This window comes from Conyzicola lurida (assembly GCF_014204935.1).
Lineage (GTDB): Bacteria > Actinomycetota > Actinomycetes > Actinomycetales > Microbacteriaceae > Conyzicola > Conyzicola lurida.
In genome coordinates this window covers 613763-638297 of record NZ_JACHMJ010000001.1, presented here as the reverse complement: position 1 = coordinate 638297, position 24535 = coordinate 613763, and the positions used below count along the sequence as shown (strand labels likewise).

The following is a 24535-nucleotide window of genomic DNA, read 5'->3' as shown; positions in this document are numbered from 1 at the left end:
CTAGTTCCGGCGGTCGGTGTTCATGCCCATGCGGGTGAGCACCACCGTCTCGATCAGCTGCACGAAGAAGTAGAGCAGCAGCGAGATCGCGGTCACGACCACGACGGCCGCCCAGAGGTCGTTGAACTTCGCCTGCGGGATGTACTGCAGCGTCGAGAATCCGACGCCGTCGCCCGTGGAGAGCATCTCGGTCAGCAGCGCGCCGGTGATGGCGCCGGGCACCGATATGCGGATCGCGGCGAACAGCGACGGCAGCGCGCCGGGCAGCGCGACCTTGCGCACGGCCGTGAGCGTGTTTCCACCGTAGACCGCGACCACGTCGAGCATCTGCGGCGACGCGGCTTTGAGGCCGAACACCATGGTGACGAGTGCCGGGAAGAGCACGACGATCCCGCCGATGACAGCGACCGACGCCTGCGAGCCGTTGCCGAAGATCAGGATGATCACCGGCGCGAGGGCGATGAGCGGCACCGAGCGCAGCAGCATCGCGACCGGCATCAGGGCGCTCTCGGCAGCACGGGAGACGCGGAACAGGATGGCGCCGAGGATCGCGACGCCGAGTCCGACGACGAACCCGATGATCGAGTGGCGCAGCGTCACCTCGAGATTGGCGGCCAGGACCGCGCGGTTTTCAGCGGCGTCCGCGTCGACGACGAGGAAGTCCCAGACGTCGAGCGGGCCCTTCGCGATGTAGGGCGAGATACCGAAGAAGGTGAGCACGGCGAGCCAGATCAGCAGCACGATCGCGAAGGTGGCGAGCCCGATGAGCACGCTCTTGCCCACGGCGCGGCCGAGCGACTTGAGCGCCGTGGAGCGGATCTGCTTGCGCAGGTCGGCGACGAGGATCGCCTGGGTCTGGACGGCTTCGGACACGTCAGGCCGCCTTTCCGGTGGACCACGGCGCGATGAGACGCGCGACGAGGCCGAGCAGGGCGTAGCCGATGATGGCGACGAGGGCGCAGAGCAGGAAGATGACCCACACGCGTGGCGAATTGAGCGTGACGGCCGCGCCGACGAGGATCGGGCCGACTCCGACGTCGATCTTGCCGAAGTACTCGCCGAGCACGGCGCCGAGGAAGGCCGCCGGGACGGCGATCTGCAGAGAGTTGAGGATGCCGGGCAGAGCAGCGATCACGCGCACCTTGCGCAGTTGGGTGAACTTCGACCCGCCGTAGACGGTGACGACGTCGAGCGACGACTTGTCGGCCGCCTTCAACCCGAGCAGGGTGCCGACGACGGTGGTGAAGAACACCGAGAACGCCGCGAGGAAGACCGCGGTCGCCGACGGTTCGCCGGGGGCCGGGGCGCCGCCGAGCACGATCAGGACGAGCGGGCCGATGGCGACGATCGGGATGCAGTAGGTGATGACGGCGATCTGGTTGAGCACGCCCTCGAGCCAGGGCAATACCAGCACGATGGCGGAGAGCACGAGCGCGATGCCGTTGCCCCAGAGGTAGCCGATGCCGGCCTCGGTGATCGTGACCGAGAACGAGCGCCAGTAATAGGCGAAACCGTCGGTGAAGAGCGCCTCGATCACCTGCGGAGGCGTGGGGATCGGGGCGTAGTTGCCCGAACCACGCGGGCCGAAGACGGTCAGCGCGAGGATCCACCAGACGCCGACGAGGACGACGAGTCCGCCGATGCCCGTGACCCAGGACGGGATGGCGCGCTTTCTGACGTTCATTCGTCGATCGCGACGCCGCCGGCGCCGAACAGCAGCTCGGAAGCGTGGTCCACGTAGGCGTGGAACTCGGGGGTGCGCTGCATCTCGGGGAGACGCGGGCGCGGGAGGTCGATGTCGATGATCTCCTTGATACGGCCGGGACGCGGGCTCATGACCGCGACCTGGTCGGAGAGGAAGATCGCCTCGGAGATGCCGTGGGTCACGAGCAGCGTGGTGGCCGGCTTGTGCGTCCAGATGCGCAGCAGCTCGAGGTTGAGGCGCTGGCGGGTCATGTCGTCGAGCGCACCGAAGGGCTCGTCGAGCAGCAGCACCGACGGCTTCATCACGAGCGAACGGGCGATGGAGACGCGCTGGCGCATACCGCCGGAGAGCTGTGCGGGCTTCGCCTTCTCGAAGCCGCGCAGCCCGACGAGGTCGATGAGCTCGTCGATGTAGGACTGATCGGCCTTTTTACCGGCGATCTCGAACGGGAGGCGGATGTTGGACATCACGCTGCGCCAGGGCAACAGCGCGTGGTCCTGGAACGCGATTCCCAGTTCGTTGTTCTTACGCAGCTCGGTCGGGCTCTTGCCGTCGACCCGGGTGGTACCGGATGTCGGGTCTTCGAGACCGGCGAGGATGCGCAGGATGGTGGACTTCCCGCAACCGGACGGTCCGAGAAGGGCCAGGAAGGTGCCCTTGTCGGTGTGCAGGTTGGCGTTCTCCAACGCGACGACACTCTTCGTTCCCATGCGGAACTCTTTGTGCAGGTCGCTGATCTGGATGCCGGTGCCCAGGGTCTGGCCCTGGGCACCGTCAACAGCCGTGGTCGTGGTCACGGGGTAGTCCTTTGTTCTGAACGGAGGTTGAGCCTGTCGGTACTCGGATTACTCAGAGTAGGCGATGAGCTCGGGGTTCTCCTCGTAGACCTCGTCGAGGAGCGAGAGGTCGAAGAGGTCGGAGGCCTCGAGCTCGATGCCGGCGGCGGCCAGCGTCGAGATGGTCTCTGCCTGCAGGTCCTCGCTGATGGTGAAGAGTCCGTTCTCGGCGGTCTCGTCGGAGACGACGAGCAGCTCGGCCTGAGCGGCGGCGCCGGCCTTGGAGGCCTCGATGTCGGGGACGGCTTCTTCACCGTTGAGCTCGAGCGCGAGCTCGGCTGCGGCGTCGGGGTCGTTGACCGCGTCGGTCCAGCCCTGGATCTCGGCGACGAGGAACGCCTTGAGCTTCTCGCGGTCCTCGGCGATCGTCTGGTCGGTGACCGTGACGGTCTCGGCGACGAACGGCAGGCCGTTGTCGGCGAACGGGAGGTTCGTCACCTCGTAGCCCTGGGCTGCGACGGAGATCGACTCGTTGGTGAGGTACGCGACGAAGCCGTCGACGTCGCCGTTGATGAGAACGGACGGGTCGTACTGCACGGGCACGATCTCGAGCGACGCGGGGTCGATGTCGTTGACGGCGAGGAGGGCCTCGAACAGCGAGGTGTTCGACGCCTGGACGCCGATCTTCTTACCGACCATGTCCTCGGGGGTCATGATGTTGCCCGCGTCGGCGATCGAGAGGATCGTGAAGGGGTTCTTCTGGAACGTGGCGCCGATGATCTTGAGCGGGGCCTCTTCGCCGGCGACGACGGTGCCGATCGAGACGGCGTCGCTGAGGGCGACGTCGACGGTGCCGGAGAGCAGTTCTGCGCTACCGGTCGAGGGACCGGCGGTCATGGTGACCTCGCCGAGACCGGCGTCGGCGTAGTAGCCCTTGTCGAGAGCGAAGAACTCGCCGGCGAATTCTTCGTTCTTGATCCAGGAGAGCTGGAGGCTGAGGTCGCCGAGGCTTTCCGCCTCGCCCTCGGCTGCGGGGGTCGCGCTGGAGCAACCCGCGAGAGCGAGAACGACGCCTGCTGCGGCGAACGTGAGGGCTGCCTTGCGGCGAGCGGTGAAGCTGAATCGGGTTGACATGAAGATATGCCTCGTTTCTTACGGGAGTGTGATGGAGGCGACACTACAGACAGCGCGTTTCGCGCAGATTAACCGCGGTAACGGTTCGGTATCGGCCGGTGGTTGGGTAGCGGGCGACGAAGGAGCCCGCGTACCGAAACCCGGTTCTGGCGATGGTTTCGATACTGCGGCGGGCGGCCTCCTCAACCCCCGCTGCGCCCGCCGATCAGCCGCTGCAACCAGCCGAACGACCGCTTCGGCGTGCGGTCCTGCGTCGCGAAGTCCACGTGCACGAGCCCGAAGCGCTGGCTGAAACCGGCGGCCCACTCCCAGTTGTCGAGCAGCGACCAGACGAAGTAGCCGCGCACGTCGACGCCGGGCGCTCCGGCGAACGCCACCGCGAGGTGCTCGGCGAGGTAGAGCACCCGCGCCTCGTCGTCGACAGAGCCGTCGCGCGCGACGACGTCGGGGAAGCTCGCCCCGCCCTCGGTGATGACCACGGGCGGCAGGGCGGTTCCGTACCTGTCCGCCTGCTCGCGCAGCGTCACGGCGAGGAAGTCGGGTGCGACCGGCCAACCGAACCCGGTGACGGGATACTCGGGCCACGGTTCGAGGGAGAACGGGAGCTGGCTCGCCACCGACGAGAAGCCGTCGGGAGTGGCGGCATCCGTCGGCGAACCCGCGGCGACCCGGGTCGGCATGTAGTAGTTCAGTCCGTAGAAGTCGAGCGGCGCCGCGATGGCCGCGAGGTCCGAGGGCTCGATCTCGCGGAAGAAGCCGAAGAGGTGCTCGAACGGCTCCGGGATCTGCGGGTAGCGCCCGAGCAGCACGGGGTCGGCGTAGAGCCGGTTGTGCACGATGTCGAAGAGCTCGGCGGCGAGCGCGTCGTCCTCCGAGTCGCCGGCGGGTTGCACGGGCGAGTGCACGTTGGTGATGCCGACCTTCCCGGTGACGGACGCGTCCCGCAACGCCCCGACCGCGAGGCCGTGCCCGAGCAGCTGGTGGTGGGCCGACGGCAGCGCGTCGAAGAGCAGCGTCGCCCCAGGGGCATGCACGCCGAGGGCATACCCGTTGAGCGTGACGGTCGCCGGCTCGTTGACGGTGACCCAGCTCTCGACCCGGTCGCCGAACGCCTCCCCCGCGAGGAAGGCGTACTCGGCGAAGCGGTAGGCGGTGTCCCGTTCGAGCCAGCCGCCGGCGTGCTGCAGGGTCTCGGGGGTGTCCCAGTGGAACAGCGTCGCCATCGGTCTGATGCCGTTCGCGAGCAGGTCGTCGATGAGCCGGTCGTAGAACGCGACGGCCGAACGGCTCGCGCCGCCCTTTCCTCCGGGCTGCAGGCGCGACCAGCCGATCGAGAAGCGGTACGAGTCGACGCCGAGCTCGCGCATCAGGCGCACGTCTTCGGCGCTGCGGTGGTAGTGGTCGGTCGCGACCGAGGCGTCGGAACCGTCGGCGATGCGGCCGGCCTGCCCCATGAAGGTGTCCCAGGTCGAGGGTTCGCGGCCGTCGTCGAGGATGCCGCCCTCGATCTGGAAAGCGCTGGTCGCGACGCCCAGGGTGAACCCGTCGGGCACGAGCGCGCCGAGTCCGGCCGGGTTGTCGAGCCACTCGCGGCCGGTGCGGTTTCTCGACCGTTCGCTCGCGGTGCTCACGCTCCGAGCACCCGCTCGAGGTATGCGTTGCCGAACAGGCGCTGCGGGTCGAGCCGGTCGCGCACGGCGACGAAGTCGTCGAATCGCGGGTAGGCCTCGCGCAGCGACTCGGCGGTACGGGTGTGCATCTTGCCCCAGTGCGGTCGTCCGCCGTAGTTCATCATGATTCGCTCAATGGTACGGAAGTACTCGGTGGGGTCTTCACGCCAGTACCGGTGCAGGGCGATGTAGCCGGTGGGCCGCCCGTGCGCCGTCGACAGCCAGACGTCGTCGGGGGCGGCGGCGCGCACCTCGATCGGGAACGAGATGATCCACCCGTTGGCGTCGATGAGCCGGCGGATCTCCCGCAGGATCTCCGGAACCACCTCGAGCGGCACCGCGTACTCCATCTCGACGAAGCGGGTGCGCCGCGGCGACACGAACACCTCGTGCGACACGTCGGTGTAGCTGCGGTTGCCGGTGATGCGGGTGGCGAGCCGGTTGACGGCCGGCGTGGTCTTCGGCAGCATGCGCCCGAGCTCGAGCTTGGCCGCGAGCACGCGGTTGGACATGAACTCGTCCTCCCACCAGGTGCCGAACTTCGAGACCGGATGCCGCGGCTCATGGTGCGCGAGACGGGTGTTGTATTTGCTGAGCACCCGGTCGGTGTGCGGCCAGACGTAGAACTCGAAGTGGTCGTGGGCGGCGACCCGCTCTTCCCATCCGTCGACGACCGCGTCGAAGTTCTCGGGGGTCTCGACCGCGCTCAGCAGGAACGCCGGCACGCACTCGACCGTCGCGTCGACGAGCACGCCGAGCGCGCCGAGTCCGAGCCGGGCGGCCGGGAACAGGTCGGCGTTCTCGGTCTCGCTCACCCGCAGAATGCCGCCGTCCGCCGTCACCAGGGTGACCGCCCTGATCTGTGTCGCGAGCCCGCCGAATTCCCGTCCCGTGCCGTGGGTGCCGGTGGAGGTGGCGCCCGCGACGGTCTGCCGGTCGATGTCTCCCATGTTCGCGAGCGCGAGGCCGTAGGGTGCCAGCATCGCCGGAAGCTGGTGCAGGTTGGTGCCGGCGGCGAGCGTGACGAGGTTGCCGTCGACCGCGAGTACGCCGTCGACGGCGCCGATGTCGAGCTGGATGCCGGTGGTGGCGGCGATCGCCGTGAAGCTGTGCCCGGCGCCGACCGGTTTCACCGTCAGCCCGTTGTCGCGGGCGTAGCCGACGATCTCCACGATCTCGTCGACGCTCGTCGGGGTCGCCACGTGGGCGGGGTGGGCGCTTTCCGAGCGGCCCCAGTTGCTCCACGGGGCACCCGGCCGCAGCAGAGCGCTCACAGGAACACCTTGCCCTGGCCGCGGTAGGTGGGCAGGGTCTCGACGATGCCCGTCTCGCCGACGATCGCGAACTCGTCGAGGTGTTCGCTGATCTCCCCCGCCTTGGTGTGGCGGAGCCAGACGCGGTCGCCGACGGCGAGGTCGCGCGCGGGCGGCCCGGTGAGCGGACTCTGCACCTCGCCCGCCATCTCGAGCGGCAACAGCTTGAGGCCGTCGGGCCAGACGACCTTGGGGCTGCGGTCGGCGGCCGTCGGTCCGGAGGCGATCCATCCGCCGCCGAGCAGCACGGCCATGTCCGGCTGCGGTTTGCGCACCACGGAGAGGGCGAACGACGCGGCGGGTGTTGGGTGGAAGTGCGCGTAGTTGTCGAAGAGGTGCGGGCCGAACAGGCCGGAGCCCGCGGCGACCTCGGTCACCGCTTCTTCGGCCACGGTCGACTCGATCGAACCGGTACCGCCGCCGTTGACGAACTCGAGGTCGGCGATGCCGCGCACCGCCGCGACGGCCGCACCACGGCGGTCGGCGAGTTCGGCGGCGGACTGACGCTGTACCCACTTCACGGCGACGCCGCGCAGCGGGTTGCCGGCGGGCTGGTTGACGAGACCGGCGATCTGCGCCTCGTAGCCCATCATGCCGACGAGGGTGAACCCGGGGCGGGCGACGATGATCTCGGCGAGCGACCGGGCCTGGTCGGGGGTGTGCACGGGCGAGCGGCGCACGCCGAGGTGGCCGAACACCTTGCTGTCCCACGAGGCGTCGAGCTCGAGGCAGACGCGGATCGGCTCGCGGGCCGCGGGAGCGATGACCGAGTCGACGAAGTCGAGCTGCTCGACGCTGTCCACCATGATCGTGACGCGCGCCGCGAGGTGCGGTGTCGTCGCGAGTTCGCGCAGCGCGGCGCGGTCGGCCGTGGGGTAGGCCACGACGACGTCGGTGATCGCGGCGCCGTCGGCGCTGTCCGTGGCCAACCAGTTCGCCTCGGGCAGGGTGTAGCCGAGCACGCCGGCATACCCCGGCAGGGCGAGCACGGCGTCGAGCACGCCGCGCACGCGCACCGACTTGCTGGCGACGCGGATCGGGGTGCCCTTCGCCCGGTCGAGCATGTCGAACGCGTTGTGGGCGAGGGCGGGCAACGAGATCACGCCGTAGGGCGGGTCGAGTTCGGCGGTCGCTTCGGCGAGCTGCGGCCAGTACTGCGCCGGAGCCGTCCACGGGGTGAGGTGTGGTCTGGTGAGTTTCACTACGCAACGCTCTTGATCGGGATGATGGAGAGACCGCCGAGGGTGGCCGCGACGGCGGAGGCGACGAAGAGTCCGGCGAACCCGGCATCGGCACCGGCGAACCCGGCGTCCGAGGCGACGGGCGCACCGGTCGACGCGAGGCCCGCGAACACCACGACGATGGCGGCGCCGAGCAGCGGGGCGACGGCCTGGGGCACGGCGGTGGCGATGTTCATGATTCCGAGGTCCTTGCCGCGGGACTGGGCGTCGGGCAGCACCTGGGTGGCGAGCGCCTGGTCGACGGCCATAAAGCTCCCGTAGCCGAGGCCGAGCAGGCCCGCGGCCAGGATCGCGATGGTGAAGTCGGGCACGAAGGCGAGGATGAGCGCGGCGAGGCCCTGCAGGTAGGCGGCGATGTAGACGAAGACCTTGCGGCGGCCGATGCGGTCGCTGAGCTTTCCGACGCCGAGCGCGGAGGCGATGAAGAACACCATGTAGACGGCGGTGAGCAGCAGCAGGTCGTCCTCCGCTCCCGCGCCCCGGTTGAGGCCGAACATCAGGAAGTAGAGCAGCAGCGTGGTGCCGAGCGCGTTGCCGAGGTTGACGAGGATGCGGCTGAGCAGCGTCCAGCCGAAGTCGGGGAACGCGCGCGGGCTGATCCAGAACCCGCCGAGCAGCGCGCGGGCGGTCAGTGCCGCGGGTCTGCTCGATTCGGGCAGCTGCGCGTCCTTGGTGAAGAGAAGGAAGGGCAGCACGAGCACGATCTGCAGCACCGCGACGAGCACGTAGCCGACGAGGGTGGCGAGGGCGAGCTCCGTGACGAGCAGGATGCCGAGGATCGTGCCGACGGCCTGCGGCGCGGAAACCCAGCCCGAGACAAAACCGCGCTGGTTGACCGGCACCTGGTCGGAGATCGTCGCGGTGATCGCGGCGGTCAGCACGCAGAAGCCGATGAGGGCGAGCGACCAGAACACGCCGATGCCGACCATGGTCGACTGCAGGCCGAGCAGCACGAGCGACACGGCGAAGAGCACGGTGCCGCCGAGGATCCACGGGCGACGACGGCCGAAGCGCGAGGTCGTGCGGTCGCTCAGCGCACCGCTGAGCGGGAACGCGATCAAGGCGCAGAAGCCGGCGATCGCGGAGATGATGCCAAACGCGACGACGTTATCGATCCAGAACGTCGCGTCGAGCTGCTCTTCGATCTGCTTCGGCAGCAGCAGTTGGATCGGCGTCAGCTGCGCCATCCAGATGCCCAGCCAGGCCGTGGCGAAGAGGGCGATCCAGCCGCCGGTCGCTCGTGTCGTGGGTTCGGAGAAGGGCGCTACCGAGCCGGTCGAATTCGTCGTTGTCATGGTCTCCACTGTCTAGGCGCTGGTCGGGTGTCGGAGTGGAACGAGGGTGGGATCGCCGGCGAGGGGCCGGGTGAGGCTCGCGAGCGAGGTCGCGGCGACCTCGATCACGCGGTGGGCGGCCGCCGTGTCGCCGTCGGCGAGCCAGGCGAGCGTGATGCCGTCGGTGATCGTCACGACGATGCGTGCGACGTCGTCGACGGGCAACAGCCAGGTCACGCCGGTGTCGGCGGCGGCGGTCTCGAGCAACCCGCTGACCGCGTTGCGGTAGGAGGCGTACTGCTCGCGCGGGAGCCCGCGCAGTTCGGGGGTGCGCAGCGAGTACTGCATGAGTTCGAACATCGTCTGCTCGCGGGCGGGGTCGCCGACGACGACGTCGAAGAAGGCCTGCAGGCCGTCGCGCAGCGCGGTGCGGATATCGCTGCCGTACCGCAGCGAGGCGAACGCGGCGACGGCCTGGTTCTCGACGACGGAGCCGATCAGCTGCCGCATCATCTCGTCGCGGCTCTCGAACGCGTAGTGGAAGCTCGCGAGCGACATGTCCGCCTCGGCGACGATCGCGCGCGTGGTGGCGGCGCTCACTCCCTGGGCGGCGATGACGCGGAAGGCCGCTTCGAGCAGTGCCGCACGGCGATCGCTGGCAGAGATGCGCGTCACGAGACCCCTCCTGTGGGTCAAGCGACCCAGACACGTGATCAGGATGGCGGAGTGCTCGTCACGCTGTCAAGAGAAAGCCGCTCCCCCCGTTAGGAGGTCGTTCGCGGTTCGGCAACCTGCGGTTGGGTCAGTCGTGCTGGTGGTCGCCGTCCGGGGCGGGTTCGGTCGCCGGGTCTTGGCCGTCCGTCGGCGCGGCCGCCCGGCCGTCGTCATCGCTCGGCGGGGGCGCGTGGCCGTTGTCGTGGGCGCGGCCGTCGCCGTGATCGTTGTCGTGGTCGTCGTGTGATGGATGACGCATGCCGCCGTCGTCGCCGCTGACCACCAAGCCCATCGGAGAGTTGGCCGACACCATGAGGGCGGCGAGCCACTCGTGGTCGACGACCACCTTGTCTCGGCCGCCGAACCGGAACATCAGCGACGCCCCGGTGTGCAGCCAGATGCCGCTGCGACCGCCTGCCGCGCTGTCGCCGTGTTGCCAGGTCATCAGGAACGCCTCGTGCCGCCGCAGCTTCTGCACGATCACGATCTCGAGGTGTGCGAGGAGACGGTCGTCGAAATCGACGGACACGTCGTCGTACTTCAGTGTTCCCATGGTGACGCTCTTTTCGACCTCAGACAGGTGTGCAACCAGCCCACGGGGTCTGAGTGGAACAGCCCGACCGAATCGACGACGACCGGTCACGGCTCACGCTACGCCCGATTGCGGTCCTCAAACGAAAAACTTTCGCTGTTCTGAGCGGAAGCCCAGAATCCGTCCGGCGCCGTAGTGCTGGACACGCTACGACGCCGGACGACTCCTCCAGAACGGTCCCCGCCTCCACCACGCAAATCGGGTTTCGTGGGCGGGGATCGCGGGCAAGCCTCGGCTTCATCCAGAGAAGTCGGAAATTTGCTTGTCCTCACGGTAGCGACGTCGACCGTCGATACCTAGGGCTTGCAGAAACTTCAGTACCCCCGGTGGGACTCGAACCCACACTGGAACGATTTTAAGTCGCCTGTCTCTGCCATTGGACTACGGGGGCTTAACGCCGACTGCGCGGACCGAATGGGCCCGCGCAGTCAGTGTATGGGAAGGGGTTACTTGGCCTTCGGGCGCGAAGCGAACTCTTCGAACGCCGCACGCGGGGTCTCGACCGCGACGAGGGACGCGAGGTCGCGACCGACGAAGAGGTTGATGACCCAGTTGCCGATGACGCGGATCTTGCGCTCCCACGTGGGCATCGCGAGACCGTGGTAGCCACGGTGCATGACCCAGGCCGGGAATCCGGTGATGCCGATCTTGCCCTTCTGGAACACTCCGACGCCCAGACCGAGGCCGGCGACGGCTCCGGCGGGCTGGTGGAAGTAGTCCTTGGGGGTCTCGTTGCGCAGCACCGCGATGATGTTCTTCGAGAGCAGCTTGCCCTGGCGAACCGCGTGCTGGGCGTTCGGGACGCAGAAACCGCCGACGCCCTTGCCCGTGAGGTCGGGGACGGCGCTGACGTCGCCGGCACCCCAGGCGTCGGCCACGACACCGTCGTCGTTGATGACACGGAGGTCGGCCTGGACGCGCAGACGTCCACGCTCTTCGACGGGGAGGTCGGTGTTGCGCAGCATCGGGCTCGCCATAACGCCGGCGGTCCAGACGATGGTGTCGCTCTCGAAGGTCTCACCGGTCGACAGCTGGATGACGCCGTTCTCGGCCGACTGCAGCTGGGTCTCGAGGTGGATTTTCGCGCCGCGCTCGTCGAGGTTCTTGATGACCCAGAGGCTGGTCTTCAGCGACACCTCGGGCATGATGCGGCCCATTGCCTCGATGAGGTGGAAGTGCGTGTCTTCGAACTTGATCGTCTTGTAGCGCTTGACGAGGGCGGTCGCGAACGAGCGCATCTCGGCGAACGCCTCGATGCCGGCGAAGCCGCCGCCGACGACGACGAAGGTGAGCAGGCGGTCGCGCTCGGGACCGGCGGGCAGGAGCGCTGCCTTGTCGAAATTGGTGAGGATGCGGTCGCGGACGGCGACCGCCTCTTCGATGTTCTTCATGCCGATGGCCTCGTCGGCGACACCGGGGATCGGGAACGTGCGCGAGACGGAACCGGCGGTGACGACGATCTGGTCGTAGGTCAGCTCGTAGGGCTCGCCCACGGGCGGCTCGATCGTCGCGGTCTTGGTGGCGTGGTTGATGCCGGTGACCTTGGCGGTGACGATGTCGGTCTTGGTGAGGTGCGCGTGGTGGGGGACGACCGCGTGACGCGGGTCGATCGAGCCGGCCGCGATCTCGGGGAGGAAGGGCTGGTACGTCATGTAGGGGCGCGGGTCGACCATAACGACCTCGGCCTCGCCTGCGCGCAACTGCTTCTCAAGCTTCCAAGCGGTATAGAAACCGGCGTAGCCGCCGCCGACGATAAGGATTTTGGGCACGGTCTTGCTCTCCTAAAAAGGGTGGATGAATGTCACCTACGACGGTGGAAGCCACCTGACAATCTACTCCTTTCGGCGCGATGCCCTAAATTGTCGCGCTGCGGCGGCGATGACGAGGATCGCCGCGGAGCCGAAAACCGTGAAAAGCAGCAGCGGAATGCCCACGTCGCGCAGTTCGGTGACGGTCGGCAGGAGGGTGCCGAGCGGGCTCGCGTCGGTCTTCTCCGGCTCCGGGGCGACGGTGGCGCCCGGGGTCGGTGCGAGGGTCTCGGGAGTCGGGGTCTCGGCCGCGGCCCGGCGGTTGATGCGGATCCACTCGCTGAGATCGCCCATCGGGTTCGCGGTGACCTCGTCGACGTCCGAGGAGACGGCGGCCGCGGCATCCACCAGCCCGTAGCCGTAGATCGGGTCGGCGCCGGCGACTCCCGCGGGGGTCGCCGTCGAGATGATGCGCTCGATCACGTTCGCGGCGCTGAGTTCGGGGTGGGCGGCGCGCACGAGGGCGACGATGCCCGCGACGATCGGGGTGGCGCCGCTGGTGCCGTCCCAGAGCACGTAGCCGGCGCCCGGCGTAGCGCCGACGAGCTGCTCGCTCGGGGCGGAGACGCCGATGGTGATGCCCTGCGAGGACGCGTCCCAGCTGGCCCGACCCGAACGGTCGACACCGCCGACGGTGAGGACGCCGGGCATGGTGGCGGGGGCGCCGACCTGGGTGGTGCCGCTCCCCCGGTTGCCGGCGGCCGCGACGATGACGACGTCGTTCTGCATCGCGTAGAGGAAGGCGTCGTCCCAGCTGGTGGGCCAGTCGAGGGTGTTGCGGGTGAGCGACATGTTGATCACGTCGGCGCCGTTGTCGACGGCCCAGCGCACGGCGTCGGCGATCTGGTCGTCGGAGTTCGGTCCGTCGGACTCGGAGAACCCGATCGAGATCGCGAGCAGCGAGGCTTCGGGGGCGGCGCCGATCACGCCGGAGGTTCCGCGTCCGCGGCCCGCCGCGAGCGAGGCGACCATCGTGCCGTGCGAGCTGTCGCCGTCGCCGACGGGCGTCTGGCCGTCGCTCGAGCCGAGGGTGGAGAAGTCGGCCCCGCCGACGACCGCGCCGTCCAGGTCGGGGTGGGTGCCGTCGATGCCCGTGTCGATGACGGCGATCGTGACGCCCTTGCCCTCGGTGACCGCCCAGGCGTCGCTGATGCCGTAGTCGTCGAGCCAGTACTCCCGGTCACGGATCGAGTCCGCCTGCGCGGGCGTTGCCGCGACGAGAACGGATGCCGCGGCGAGCAGGATCGCGACGACGAAACGGGCCGCGCCGCCGAAGCGGGTCGAGCCTGTCGAAACCCGCCGGCCGGCTACGCGCACTCGCACACCAGCGGGCTCCACGACGCTCGCTCGAGCGCGAGGTCGCCGATCGGGTTGACGCCGGGTCCGGCAGCGAGGGCGTGACCGGCCAGGGCGTGCAGGCACTTGACGCGGGTCGGCATGCCGCCGGCGGAGATACCCGCGATTTCCGGCACGTCGCCGAGCGATTCGCGGTCGGCGAGATAGGCGTTATGGGCCGCGGTGTATTGCGCCGCGACATCCGGGTCTTCTAAAAGGAGCGACAGCTCGGTCATCACGTGCGTGGCTTCGAGGGTCGAGATCGCCGCGGTGGCCGCGGGGTGGCTCAGGTAGTACAGCGTCGGGAACGGCGTGCCGTCGTCGAGGCGCGGTTTGGTCGCGACGACGGTGGGGTTGCCGCAGATGCAGCGCGCCGCGATGCCGATCACGTTGCGGGCCGGGCGCCCCAGCTGGTGGGAGACGGCGGCGATGTCGGCCTCGGTGGGCGGGTCGAACGGAGGGGTTGTCATGGGGTGGGAACCACGGGGCTTTCGAGTGTTGTGGCCGTGGCATCCGTGAGCCCGGCGGTGAAAATAGACGAGACCACCGTCTGCATCCAGTCGACCTGGGTGGTTTGGATCTCGGTGCTGATGGGGGCGCCGTCGGCGGTGGCCGCTTCGACGCCGCGGTCGTCGTCGACGAGGTAGGTGAGGTCGCCGGGGAAAACGTAGTTGACGCGCGACCGGGCCTGGGACTCGATATAGGCCGGGTCACTCCAGCGGGCGACGTCGTCTTCGAGATCGGAGACCGACTCCTCTTTGTCGTCGACCGCCGCGCGGAGCTCCGCGAGTTGCTGCTGCTGCTCGATCACGAGCCGCAGGCTCGGTGCGAGCACGATGACGGCCAGGATCACCAGGCCGAGCATCATGAAGGTGAAACCCGACATCCGGATGTTGCGCAGCCAACTCTCCGGAGCCGTTTCCATCGACGGCAGCGCAACGGGAACTCTCTGCGTGCGCTGCCGTCGTGCCATGGATTCGACCCTAGGCGGTGAAACGTGGGAAAGCGCTGCGACCCGCGTACACGGCGGACTCTCCCAGCTCTTCCTCGATGCGCAGCAGCTGGTTGTACTTGGCAACGCGCTCGCTGCGGGCGGGGGCGCCCGTCTTGATCTGGCCGGTGTTGAGCGCGACCGCGAGGTCGGCGATCGTGGTGTCTTCGGTCTCGCCCGAGCGGTGCGACATCACGGCGGTGTAGCCGTTGCGCTGCGCGAGGGACACGGCGTCGAGCGTCTCGGTGAGGGTACCGATCTGGTTGACCTTGACGAGGATCGAGTTGGCGGTGCCGAGCTCGAGGCCCTTCGCGAGGCGCTTCGGGTTGGTGACGAACAGGTCGTCGCCGACGAGCTGCGTCTTGGAACCGATGGTGTTCGTCAGTTCGGCCCAGCCCTCCCAGTCGTCCTCGTTCAGCGGGTCTTCGATGGTGACGAGGGGGTACGCCTCGACCAGTTCGGCGTAGTAGGCGCTCATCTCGGCGGCGGACTTCGTGCCACCCTCGAACGCGTAGGAACCGTCCGTGAAGAATTCGGATGCCGCGACGTCGAGGCCGAGCGCGATGTCCTTGCCCGGGGTGAAGCCGGCGGCGGTGATGGCCTCGAGCAGCAGGTCGAGTGCCGCGCGGTTGCTGGACAGGTTCGGGGCGAATCCGCCCTCGTCGCCAAGGCCGGTGGAGAGGCCCTGGCTGTGCAGGATTGACTTGAGCGCGTGGTACGTCTCGACACCCCAACGCAGGCCCTCGCTGAAGGTCTCCGCGCCGAGGGGCAGGATCATGAACTCCTGGATGTCGACGTTGGAGTCGGCGTGCGATCCACCGTTGATGACGTTGAGCATGGGGACGGGCAGCACGTGCGCGTTTGCTCCACCGACGTAGCGGTAGAGGGGCTGGTCGGCCGAGTCGGCGGCGGCGCGGGCGACCGCGAGGCTCACACCGAGGATGGCGTTGGCGCCGAGCTTCTTCTTGTTGTCGGTGCCGTCGAGCTCGATGAGCTCGGCGTCGATGGCGCGCTGTTCGGCGGCGTCGAAGCCCTCGATGGCGGGACCGAGCACGTCGATGACTGCGTCGACGGCCTTCTCGACACCCTTGCCGAGGTAACGCTTCTTGTCACCGTCGCGGAGCTCGTATGCCTCGAACGCACCCGTGGATGCGCCGGAGGGAACAGCGGCGCGTGCCACGGTTCCGTCCTCGAGCAAAACCTCGACCTCAACGGTCGGGTTTCCTCGGGAGTCAAGGATTTCGCGGGCGCCTACTGCTTCGATCAAAGCCACGGGTGGTTCTCCTTTGTAAAAAACATGGTGGATTGTCCGTGATGCATCTTACTCGTGACGGGTTTACTCGCGGTTGCGGGGTGGTGACGGAGAGGGGCGTTGGGCCCCGCTCGGCTCGGCTCGCTGCTCGGCGTAGGGCGCGCTCCGTCGGTTGAACCGCAGTGCGGACTGCGTGGACCGCCGAGCGGATCGCCGAGCGAATCGCCGAGCGAAACCGCTCTGCTCACTTCGCGAGGCCGGCGAGCACCTCTCCGAAACGGCCGTCGCCGCTGATCGTTGTGCTCCCGTCATCCTTGACCCACCCGACGACGTCGACGGATCCCTCGTACCAGAAGTAGATCGACGAGCTGAGCGGCCCTCCCGGGGCGCTGTCGGTCGCCTGGGCGACAACGAACTGCGCCAGTCGCGAGATCGCCACCACGGAGTCGACGCTGTCTACGGCATGCGCGACGATCATGTGACGGTGCGGAACGCCGAAGACGATGCCGTGCGGTGCGGCGGGCAGCGCGGAACCGGCGAGGTGTTCGAAGGCCAGCGCCTTGGTCGCGGTGTACGGCGAATTGCCCTGGACGAGCCAGATGCCCGGATCGATCTCCTGCGAGTTCTCCACGGGATCCGCGATCACAGCGGCGCGGCCCGCGGCGGCGAGCTCGACGGGATCGCGCCCCTCGAGCGCGGCGTCGGAGAGGTAGGTGATGTGCGTCGGGTAGTCGAGGCAGAGCATCTCGACGAGTCCGCCGGCGAAAGTGCGCGCGTAGCCGGCGCCGACGGCGGTCGCGGCGTCGGCGGGCATCAGGCGCACACGCACGTTCTCGAGCCAGTCGTCGTCGCTGAGCTGGTCGGAATTGGGCGCGGCCGCCGCGTCGACCAGAGCGTCGACGTGGTGGGTGACGAGGCGCGGCACATCGTCGAGGTCGCCGGCGATCGCCCGGGAGATGAGGTTGTGCAGCGGGTACTGGTCGCCGGACGCGGTAGTCAGCACGGCGTCCAGCCCCGAGGTGCCATCGAGGACGGTGACGGGCATGCCGCGGGCGCCGAAGCGGCGCATCGCGATGAGTTGGACGTCGTCGGCGATGCCGGCCAGTCGTTCGAGTTCGGTGGGCTTCTTCTTGAACCAGGCCATGGCCGCCTCCTCGTTGGATGTGAGGCATACTCTAGCCCTGTGGCCAGTGGGCGGCTAGGCGCTGGTATTCGCGCGGCCCGATTGTCAGAGATGGCGCTATCGGAGCGTCCGCGAGGGCTATCTCTGACACTTCTGCGCTGGCTTGAGTCGCGCCGCTTCCGCGTCAGCTCGGCCAGATAGCGCTACGTCTGCGTCGGCTGGGCCAGGTCGCGCCACTCTAGATCGTCGATCGTCGTGGTGTCGGGCTTCACCGTGGCAACCCGGCGGAACTCGGACGCCGCCAGCTGGTCGAGCAGCACGCGCGTGTTCTTGGTGCTGCGCTCGAGTCGCACGCGTTTGCCAGCCGCGATGAGGGCCGACTTGAGCGCCAGCAGCGTGGCCGGGGCGATGCGGTCGTCGTAGAGCAGCGCGGTCGCGTCGGCACCCAGGGCGTCGGGAAGATCGACGAGGTCGACCAAGCGCTCGAAGCCGAGGGAGAAGCCGGCGGCTGCGACATCCGTGCCCAAAAAACGGCCGATCATGCCGTCGTAGCGTCCGCCGCCGCCGAGCGAATACCCGAACTCGGGGTGCGTGACCTCGAAGATCGTGCCCGTGTAGTAGCCCATGCCGCGCACGAGGAACGGGTCGAACTCGAGCACCGCGCGGTCGACCTCGCCGAGCATCTCGCCGATGGCCGCGAGTTCGGTGATCGCGGTTTCGTCGACGCCCTCGGGCAGGGACGCACGGATGCCGGCTTCGCCGAATCCGAGATCCATGGATGCCACGGGGCGCTTCAAGAAGTCGGCGAGCGCCGCCACGGGCTCGGACGGGAAGGCGCGGTCCTTGAGTTCTTCGATGACGCCGTCGACGCCGAGCTTGTCGAGTTTGTCGACGGTGATGAGGACGGCGGAGTGCTCCGTCGCGGGGAAGCCGAGGACGGTCAGCATGCTGGTGAGCAGGCGGCGGTCGTTGATGCGGATGCTGCAGCCGTCGATACCGAGGGCGCGAACGGTCGCGGCGGTCGCGGAGATCAGCTCGACCTCGGCCAGCGGGCCGGGCTCGCCGATGATGTCGATGTCGCACTGGACGAACTGGCGGTAGCGGCCCTTCTGCGGACGCTCGGCACGCCAGACCGGGGCGATCTGGATGGCGCGGAAGACCCTCGGCAGCTCTCCGCGGTGGGTCGCGTAAAAGCGGGCGAGGGGAACGGTGAGGTCGAACCGCAGACCGAGGTCGGCGAGTTCGAGCGCGTCGGTCGCCTGGTGCAGGTCGTCGGTGGTGAGGCCGCGCTTGAGCACGCCGAACGCGAGCTTCTCGTTGTCGCCGCCGAGGCCCGCGTGCAGGCGGTCGCTGTCCTCCATCACCGGGGTCTCGATCTCGTCGAAACCGTGGGCGAGGTAGTTCTCGCGGATGACGCCCAGCACACGCTCGCGCGTCGCTTTCTCGGCGGGGAGGAAGTCGCGCATGCCGCGCGGGGCGTTAACAACGGGGAAAGCCATACATCGATTGTGTCAGTTGCGGCGGTGCGCGCTCATCCTCGCGGTTGACGCGGCGACGGGACCGGCCACCTACTCTGGTGAGATGACGAAAAATCATGGCATCGTTGTCGAGCACCTCGGCCGGTCGTTCGGCGAGGTGCACGCGGTCCGCGATGCGAGCTTCACCGCCGAGGCCGGAAGCGTCACCGCGCTGATCGGTCCGAACGGTTCCGGCAAGACCACGCTGATGCTCATGCTCGCGTCGCTGCTAAAACCCGACACCGGCACGATCCGTATCGCCGGCTTCGACCCGCTCACCGAGACCACCGCCGTGCGCCGCCAACTCGGCTGGATGCCCGACGTGCTGGGCTCGTGGGCCGCCCTCAACGTTCGCACGACCCTCGAGATCACCGGCCGTCTCTACGCGATGGATGCCGCAGCCTCGGCCGCGCGTGCCGCCGAGTTGTTGACCGTGGTCGGTCTTGACCACCTCGCCGACCAGCCGACCCGGGTGCTGTCGCGCGGCCAGAAGCAGCGTCTCAGTCTCGCGCGGGCACTCGTGCACGACCCCTCGGTGTTGTTGCTCGACGAGCCGGCGTCGGGCCTCGACCCGGCTGCGCGGGTGGACCTCCGCACTCTGGTGCGCCGCTTGGCCGGCGAGGGCAAGACGATCCTGGTGTCGAGTCACGTGCTGTCGGAACTCGACGAAATGGCCGACACCGCCGTGTACATCGGCGCCGGGGTCACCGCGTCGGACGAGAGCATGGCCGCATCCCGTCTCACGCAACGCCTCTGGCGCATCAAGGCAGCGGACGGTGGCGCTCTGGAACGGGCGCTGCTCGACCACGGCGTGCCGCCGGGGGCGATCACCCGGGACCGGCTCGAGGTGCTGACTCCGCTCGGTGGTGAGGCGGCGGCATCCGACCTGCTTACCGCCCTTGTCGGTTCGGGTGTTGCGATCAGCACGTTCGCGCCGGCTGTCGGCGACTTGGAACACACGTTCCTCGATCTCAGTAAGGGAGCCAACCGATGAGCACCTTCCTCTCTGGTATCTGGGTGATCCTGACTCTCGAGCTGCGCCAGCGCGTGCGAGGCGTCTCGTCATATGTACTGCTCGGCTCGTATGTGGTGATTCTGGCGATCGTGACCGTGCTGCTGACGATCGCCTACGCAGGTTTCGGCGAAAGCAATCTGGGCGATGCGGCCGGTGCGGGTGTCTACTCGGCGATCATCTATTTCGTCCTCCTTCTCGGTACTCTCGTGGCGCCCGCGCTCAGCGGGAACGCGATCAACGGCGACCGTGACGCCGGCACGCTCGCCACGACGCAGATCACGCTGATCAGCACGTGGCAGCTTGTGCTCGGCAAGTTCGTCGCGGCCTGGATCACGGCGCTTGCCTTCCTCGTGGTGTCGCTGCCGTTCATCCTCTACGCCTCTTTCCTCGGCGGACTCAGCCCGGTGACGGTACTCGTGTCGACGCTGGTGCTCGCCGTCGAGCTGGGTGTGGTCGCGGCGATCGGTGTCGGGCTGTCCGGCATCCTGACCCGTCCCCTGTTCTCCATCGTTCTCACCTACCTCACGGTGGCCGCGCTCAGCGTGGGCACTCTGATTGCCTTCGGTCTCGGCGGGCTCGCCGTGCAGACGACCACCACCACGACCTACATCTACGGTGTCGACTACGACAGCCAGGGTCGGGCTACGGAGTGCGCCGACCCCGAGTTCTACGAGAGTCAGGCTCCGCGCTTCGATCTGTTCTGGGGCGTGCTCGTAGCGAACCCGTACGTTCTGCTCGCGGACGCCGTACCGACGACCTACGACCAGGCGGGCTATCCGCAGGACCTCTTCGGGTCGATCAAGTACAGCGTGCGCCAAGTGCAAATCCCGCCGAGCGACACCTACTATGACGAGTGCTCCCGCGAGGTCGAGAACATTCCCTCAGCGCGCGAGGTCATCGACTCGACGGTGCCCGGGTGGTTCGTGGGGCTGGTTCTCCATTTGGCGCTCGCGGCCGGTGCCTTGATCTGGGCGTGGTCGCGCACGAACACTCCGACCGGTCGCCTGCCGAAGGGCAGTCGGGTCGCATAGCCGCCGCTGGACATCCGAGTTTCGGATTCATGTCAGCACGGATGAATAGGTCACGTGGACGGTCGCTCTGAAACGGCGTGGGCAGGGCCGTGCGAGCGACCGTGGAAAGCGAGAACGCGGGTTTAGGGCAGCAAGGATCGAGATACACGTGGCTAGCCAGAGAATCACGTGACAGTTCCAGAGCTACAGCTGAAGGTCGGGTCCGGATGCTCGTGCTCGTGCTCGTGCTCGTGCTCGTGCTCGTGCTCGTGCTCATGCTCGTGCTCATGTTGGCGCTCCCTCCAGCCGGGGGTGCGGTGCCAGTTCGCGCTGCAGGTCGCGCATTGCCGCGCTCTTAGACGGCATCAGGGTGCGGCGCTGTTGCGGGTCGATGTCGGTCGGCGGGATCAGGTAGTAATCAGACCCCTCCCGTTCGATTTCCCACCCGTTATTATGCATCAGCAGGTGGTGGAACTTGCACAGCAGGATCCCGTCCTTGACGTCCGTCCGTCCTCCGTCCCTGGCCCAGTGGTGGATGTGATGGGCCTCGGCCATCGACGGCGGCCGGTCGCAGGCCCCGAACCGGCAACCACCGTCCCTCACCGTCAGGGCGATGCGTTGTTTCCGGGTGAAGAACCGTTGTTCGCGACCCACGTCGAGCGGCTGCCCGGTGTCGTCGAAGACCACCGCGGTGGTGGTCCCGTTGCAGACCAGCCGTTCCACGGTCTCGATGGAGACCGGGTCGGGCGAGCCTTCGATCCGCCCGTGGCCGGTGCGGGATTCCAGAGTGGGAGCGGTGACGAGGACCCGGATCGCCGCGCCTCCGTCGCCCAACAGCTCGGCGGAGTCCGTCGAGGCGCCGGCCTGCAGCAGGCCGAGCAGAGTGTCGGAAGCGAGCTGTTCGATACTGCGCGGATCGTTGAGGATGCGGTCGGCGGTCTCCTGATGCGGGCCGCTCACGAACCGGACACCCCGCTTCGGCGACGTCGCCCGGTCGTACAGCTCCGTGACCACCGCGTACGACTCGGGATCGAGATCCCAGACCAGACTGCCCATCCCGTTCGACAGCCGGTAGTGCTTGAGCGACCGTGCCTCGAACCGCTCACGTTCCCGGTCGGCGATCCCCGCCTCGTCCAAGTCGTCCCGCAGTTCACGGGCCTGCCGTTGCAGACGGTCCGGGTCGAGAGTCGCGGCCTCCGCGACGAGAGTGGAAGCGGCCTCGGAGAGGGCCGCGGAAGGCACATTCTCGGTCGGCACCCCGAGCCCCGCCCGGATCGCATCCGCGCCAGCCACCGAGAGCGTGCCGGCCGCGACCGCGGTCGCCACCGGCACCAACCACGGCTCCGCCGACGAGAACACCGAGCCGGTAGCCGGGTCGGGCGTCCCGTCCAGCGCCGCCTCCCGCACCATGCGCCCCACCCGCACCGCCGTGACCGCTTCCCGCCCGGTAGCCCCGGTGGTCGCTTTGACGAACTCTTCCGGTGACCGGTACCCCGACCGCTGCGCCAGCCCGTCGTGCCCATGAGAACGCGTCGACCGGGATGCGATCTCCCCCGCCACCACCGCGAGCAGCGTGTCCGCGAGACGCTTCAGCTCCGCGGTGCTGCCACCGACCGAGACGAGAGCCGCGTCATCCAGCGCACGGAAAACCGAGACGGAAGTCGGCACCGCAGACAACGCCGCCACCGCGGTAGCGAACTGGGTTGCGAGCGTCTCTGACATGCATCAATTTTCCCAGAATCGAACACACGTTCGAGAGAAAAGACGCGAACCGGTGCAGAAAAGTACGCCGCTGTGGAGAAGTGGAGGAGAGGAGACGAGGCCCCCTGGAGAGACGGGGACGGAGGTTATGGGAGATGGAGAGATGGAGAGATAGAGAGGTGGCGAGATGGAGAGTTCGCCGATGAGAGTGGAGAAGCGGGCGAGGTCGAAAAGCGAAAACAAGAGACGCCGAGACGAGAAGAAAAAGCGCCCTACTCAGGCGAAGCAGTCGAAGAAGGCGCAGACGTCTCCGCAGGCACCCCGATGACCCCGGCGTCGATCCCGTCCAGGAGCGATGGATCCTTTTCGACATCCCGAATCTCGTCTTGCAACTCACGCAGGACCGTTCGCAGGGCGCGCTCCGAATCGAGACCGGCCGCCCGTGCGGAGGTCACGATCGCGAGGAGCACTCCCCCGAGTTCCTCCTCCGATCCGAGGGGCAGAGCGGCGGGCGCGGAAGCGTCGAGAATGCCGATCTTTTCGGCGCGACCGAGCACCTTGTCGGCGAGCGCGAGCGCGGGCATGCCCTGCGGGATCCCGTCGAGCACGCTCGTGCGCCCGCCCTTGTCGGCCTTCTTCAACTCGTCCCACATGCCGCTGACATCCGAGCCGGTCTGGATATTGAGGGAGTCCTTCTCAGAATCAGTGCCGAAAACGTGCGGGTGGCGGCCGATCATCTTCGCGGTCATGTGCGCCGCGACATCCTCGAGGGTGAATTCTTCGCCCGGGGTGTGAGCGGCGATGTCGCTGTGGAAAACGACCTGGTAGAGCACGTCGCCGAGCTCTTCGATCATCTCGTCGCGATTGCCGCGCTCGATCGCGTCGACGAGCTCGTACGTCTCCTCAACGAGGTACGTGACGAGCGACTCGTGGGTCTGCTCGGCGTCCCAGGCGCAGCCCCCGGGCGCGCGCAGCTTCTCGAGTACCGCGATCAATTCTTCGAGTTTGGGATGCCGCGTGGCTTCAGTCATGCGTCCATCCTGTCATCCCTTCTCGCGCCCGCGGAGATGACGGCTACCGCACCACCTTCGCGCTCGGCGCGCTCGTCTTCGTCAGCTTGGCGTAGCCGGTCTGCGTCCCGGTGACCTTGACGGCCATCACCTTGCCGACCTGCGCCGCCGTGGGCGTGAACGTCTTGGCCGTCGCGCCCCAGACCGCGACTCCACCAGCGAACCACTGGTACGCGAGTGTCGTGCCGGGCGTCCACGTTCCGACCACCGCAGTCAATGGGCGCCCCACTTTAGGCGTGCCGTAGACCCCCGGGGTCGGACCGAACAGCGTGCCGACGATTCTCGACGTGTGCCCCGACGTCTTGGTGAGCGTCGCGTACCCGTCCAGCGTGCCGGTGACCGCCACGGTGATGAGAGTGCCGTGCTGCGCCTGCGTGACCGTGAACGTCTTCGCCGTGGCGCCAGCGATCGGCACCCCCGACGCGAACCACTGGTAGGTCAGCGCTGCCGCGGGTCGCCACGTGCCCGTCGTCGCCGTGAGGATGCCGCCGACCTGCGCGGTGCCGTAGATTCCGGGCGTCGGGGCCGACATCGGGCGCACAACCCGCTGGGTCATGGTTCCCGACTGCGTGATGACGCTGCCGTCTTCGTAATTCAGGCCGCCGATCGTCGCACTAAGGATCGTGCCCGCGTCCGCCGAGGCAATGATGTACTCGTCTTGAGTTCCACCGACGATGGCGACCCCGTCGCGGTACCACTGCCACGTGGTGGCCGTGTTCCATTCGCCCCAATACCCGCCCTCGAGAGCGAAGACCTTCTGCCCGACCGTCGGGGTGCCCGAGAACCAGACCCCCGGACTCGCGGGGCTCGTCGCAGAGATCGTCCTCCACGCCCAACCCGGCGCCCACTCCCCCGACGCCGTGTCGGGCTCGTAGTGCACTCGGGTCCAGGCTCCGCCATGCGAGACGTCCCACGCGGTGGCCGGGTAGCTGATCTGGCAGGTGAGCGAGGCGCCCGCCGCCAGGGTGTCCGGCAGGTCGAAGTTGTACTCCACCAACGAATACGTGGCGTAGGCGAACGAGTCCCCCGGCTGGCACCCGGTCGACGGCGGCGCCGGGCTCGCGGACTGCCCCTCGTAGACGGCCCTGACCGCGGCCGACGCCGGAAAGTCGAGAACCGCCCCGCTCGAATTCGTCGCGGTGAACGTGAATGTGATCTGTTGGCCGGCACTGAAGCCCGCCGCGGGAGATGCGCTGATGGAGAAAGAGAGCGGATCGCCGGGCGCTGCCTGCACTCCCGTCGCGTCGGCGACGGTCAGCCCTCCAGAGACCAGAGCGACGGCCACGGCCGCACC

At 68.1% G+C, this 24535-nt stretch carries 22 protein-coding genes and 1 tRNA gene; 2 read left to right on the top strand and 21 right to left on the bottom strand.

What is annotated here, in order from left to right:
* From HD599_RS03090 to hisS, 18 genes are all read right to left on the bottom strand, one after another.
* Positions 1-873: an ABC transporter permease gene (locus HD599_RS03090; protein WP_343061852.1), complete on the bottom strand. Its 873-nt coding sequence runs from the start codon at positions 871-873 to the stop codon at positions 1-3.
* A gap of 1 nt (position 874) precedes the next feature.
* Positions 875-1684 (bottom strand): ABC transporter permease, encoded by an 810-nt coding sequence (locus HD599_RS03085; protein ID WP_184233540.1) that lies wholly within the window; start codon positions 1682-1684, stop codon positions 875-877.
* Entirely contained in the window at positions 1681-2415 is a 735-nt protein-coding gene (locus HD599_RS03080; RefSeq protein WP_184240234.1) for an ABC transporter ATP-binding protein, read from the bottom strand. Before HD599_RS03080 ends, HD599_RS03085 begins: the two co-directional genes overlap by 4 nt.
* 135 nt (positions 2416-2550) lie before the next feature.
* Complete coding sequence (locus HD599_RS03075; protein ID WP_184233538.1) at positions 2551-3615, bottom strand: ABC transporter substrate-binding protein; 1065 nt, start codon at positions 3613-3615, stop codon at positions 2551-2553.
* A 182-nt stretch (positions 3616-3797) separates the two neighbouring features.
* Positions 3798-5246 carry a GH1 family beta-glucosidase gene (locus HD599_RS03070; protein WP_425489152.1) on the bottom strand — a complete coding sequence of 483 codons (1449 nt, stop codon included), beginning with the start codon at positions 5244-5246 and terminating at the stop codon, positions 3798-3800.
* Entirely contained in the window at positions 5243-6550 is a 1308-nt protein-coding gene (locus HD599_RS03065) for a D-arabinono-1,4-lactone oxidase (RefSeq protein WP_221420603.1), read from the bottom strand. Before HD599_RS03065 ends, HD599_RS03070 begins: the two co-directional genes overlap by 4 nt.
* Before the next feature lie 5 nt (positions 6551-6555).
* Positions 6556-7800 (bottom strand): amino acid deaminase/aldolase, encoded by a 1245-nt coding sequence (locus HD599_RS17775; RefSeq protein ID WP_343061849.1) that lies wholly within the window; start codon positions 7798-7800, stop codon positions 6556-6558.
* Positions 7800-9134, bottom strand: coding sequence for an MFS transporter (locus HD599_RS03060; protein WP_184233534.1), 1335 nt, complete (start codon positions 9132-9134; stop codon positions 7800-7802). The genes HD599_RS17775 and HD599_RS03060 overlap by 1 nt, the downstream gene beginning before the upstream one ends.
* Before the next feature lie 12 nt (positions 9135-9146).
* The gene (locus tag HD599_RS03055) at positions 9147-9788 is read right to left on the bottom strand and encodes a TetR family transcriptional regulator C-terminal domain-containing protein (RefSeq protein WP_184233532.1); all 642 of its coding nucleotides are present in this window, start codon (positions 9786-9788) and stop codon (positions 9147-9149) included.
* A gap of 127 nt (positions 9789-9915) precedes the next feature.
* Positions 9916-10380, bottom strand: coding sequence for a DUF7882 family protein (locus HD599_RS03050; protein WP_184233530.1), 465 nt, complete (start codon positions 10378-10380; stop codon positions 9916-9918).
* 357 nt (positions 10381-10737) lie between these two features.
* A tRNA-Leu gene (locus HD599_RS03045) sits at positions 10738-10810 on the bottom strand.
* Positions 10811-10865: 55 nt separating this feature from the next.
* Positions 10866-12188: an FAD-dependent oxidoreductase gene (locus HD599_RS03040; RefSeq protein WP_184233528.1), complete on the bottom strand. Its 1323-nt coding sequence runs from the start codon at positions 12186-12188 to the stop codon at positions 10866-10868.
* Between the two features lie 63 nt (positions 12189-12251).
* On the bottom strand, positions 12252-13550 hold the full coding sequence (locus HD599_RS03035) for a S8 family peptidase (RefSeq protein ID WP_425489151.1): 1299 nt from the start codon (positions 13548-13550) through the stop codon (positions 12252-12254).
* Complete coding sequence (locus HD599_RS03030; protein ID WP_184233526.1) at positions 13535-14032, bottom strand: DUF501 domain-containing protein; 498 nt, start codon at positions 14030-14032, stop codon at positions 13535-13537. The genes HD599_RS03035 and HD599_RS03030 overlap by 16 nt, the downstream gene beginning before the upstream one ends.
* Positions 14029-14535, bottom strand: coding sequence for an FtsB family cell division protein (locus HD599_RS03025; RefSeq protein WP_184233524.1), 507 nt, complete (start codon positions 14533-14535; stop codon positions 14029-14031). Before HD599_RS03025 ends, HD599_RS03030 begins: the two co-directional genes overlap by 4 nt.
* A 10-nt stretch (positions 14536-14545) precedes the next feature.
* Positions 14546-15826, bottom strand: a complete 1281-nt coding sequence (gene eno / locus HD599_RS03020) for a phosphopyruvate hydratase (protein WP_184233522.1) — start codon at positions 15824-15826, stop codon at positions 14546-14548.
* A gap of 223 nt (positions 15827-16049) precedes the next feature.
* Positions 16050-16949 carry a hypothetical protein gene (locus HD599_RS03015; RefSeq protein WP_184233520.1) on the bottom strand — a complete coding sequence of 300 codons (900 nt, stop codon included), beginning with the start codon at positions 16947-16949 and terminating at the stop codon, positions 16050-16052.
* Between the two features lie 182 nt (positions 16950-17131).
* Positions 17132-18427, bottom strand: coding sequence for a histidine--tRNA ligase (hisS, locus tag HD599_RS03010; protein WP_184233518.1), 1296 nt, complete (start codon positions 18425-18427; stop codon positions 17132-17134).
* An 82-nt stretch (positions 18428-18509) separates the two neighbouring features.
* Between hisS and HD599_RS03005 the strand changes: the two genes are divergently transcribed.
* Positions 18510-19439, top strand: a complete 930-nt coding sequence (locus tag HD599_RS03005; protein WP_184233516.1) for an ABC transporter ATP-binding protein — start codon at positions 18510-18512, stop codon at positions 19437-19439.
* Positions 19436-20491, top strand: coding sequence for an ABC transporter permease (locus HD599_RS03000; protein ID WP_184233514.1), 1056 nt, complete (start codon positions 19436-19438; stop codon positions 20489-20491). The genes HD599_RS03005 and HD599_RS03000 overlap by 4 nt, the downstream gene beginning before the upstream one ends.
* A gap of 264 nt (positions 20492-20755) precedes the next feature.
* On the opposite strand, the gene HD599_RS02995 is transcribed toward HD599_RS03000, so the two are convergent.
* The 3 genes from HD599_RS02995 to HD599_RS02985 form a co-directional block, all read right to left on the bottom strand.
* A complete protein-coding gene (locus tag HD599_RS02995) occupies positions 20756-22192 on the bottom strand; it encodes an HNH endonuclease signature motif containing protein (RefSeq protein ID WP_184233512.1) in 1437 nt (478 codons plus the stop codon).
* A gap of 251 nt (positions 22193-22443) precedes the next feature.
* A complete protein-coding gene (locus HD599_RS02990) occupies positions 22444-23202 on the bottom strand; it encodes a nucleoside triphosphate pyrophosphohydrolase (RefSeq protein ID WP_184233510.1) in 759 nt (252 codons plus the stop codon).
* Between the two features lie 43 nt (positions 23203-23245).
* Positions 23246-24526, bottom strand: coding sequence for an FAD-binding oxidoreductase (locus HD599_RS02985; RefSeq protein ID WP_184233508.1), 1281 nt, complete (start codon positions 24524-24526; stop codon positions 23246-23248).
* Positions 24527-24535: the final 9 nt, after the last annotated feature.

Coding starts and splice junctions, on each gene's coding strand:
- HD599_RS03085 (WP_184233540.1), bottom strand. CDS start 1,684: ATGAACGTCAGAAAGCGCGCCATCCCGTCCTGGGTCACGGGCATCGGC.
- HD599_RS03080 (WP_184240234.1), bottom strand. CDS start 2,415: ATGGGAACGAAGAGTGTCGTCGCGTTGGAGAACGCCAACCTGCACACC.
- HD599_RS03075 (WP_184233538.1), bottom strand. CDS start 3,615: ATGTCAACCCGATTCAGCTTCACCGCTCGCCGCAAGGCAGCCCTCACG.
- HD599_RS03060 (WP_184233534.1), bottom strand. CDS start 9,134: ATGACAACGACGAATTCGACCGGCTCGGTAGCGCCCTTCTCCGAACCC.
- HD599_RS03050 (WP_184233530.1), bottom strand. CDS start 10,380: ATGGGAACACTGAAGTACGACGACGTGTCCGTCGATTTCGACGACCGT.
- HD599_RS03030 (WP_184233526.1), bottom strand. CDS start 14,032: ATGACAACCCCTCCGTTCGACCCGCCCACCGAGGCCGACATCGCCGCC.
- HD599_RS03025 (WP_184233524.1), bottom strand. CDS start 14,535: ATGGCACGACGGCAGCGCACGCAGAGAGTTCCCGTTGCGCTGCCGTCG.
- HD599_RS03015 (WP_184233520.1), bottom strand. CDS start 16,949: ATGGCCTGGTTCAAGAAGAAGCCCACCGAACTCGAACGACTGGCCGGC.
- hisS (WP_184233518.1), bottom strand. CDS start 18,427: ATGGCTTTCCCCGTTGTTAACGCCCCGCGCGGCATGCGCGACTTCCTC.
- HD599_RS03005 (WP_184233516.1), top strand. CDS start 18,510: ATGACGAAAAATCATGGCATCGTTGTCGAGCACCTCGGCCGGTCGTTC.
- HD599_RS03000 (WP_184233514.1), top strand. CDS start 19,436: ATGAGCACCTTCCTCTCTGGTATCTGGGTGATCCTGACTCTCGAGCTG.
- HD599_RS02995 (WP_184233512.1), bottom strand. CDS start 22,192: ATGTCAGAGACGCTCGCAACCCAGTTCGCTACCGCGGTGGCGGCGTTG.
- HD599_RS02990 (WP_184233510.1), bottom strand. CDS start 23,202: ATGACTGAAGCCACGCGGCATCCCAAACTCGAAGAATTGATCGCGGTA.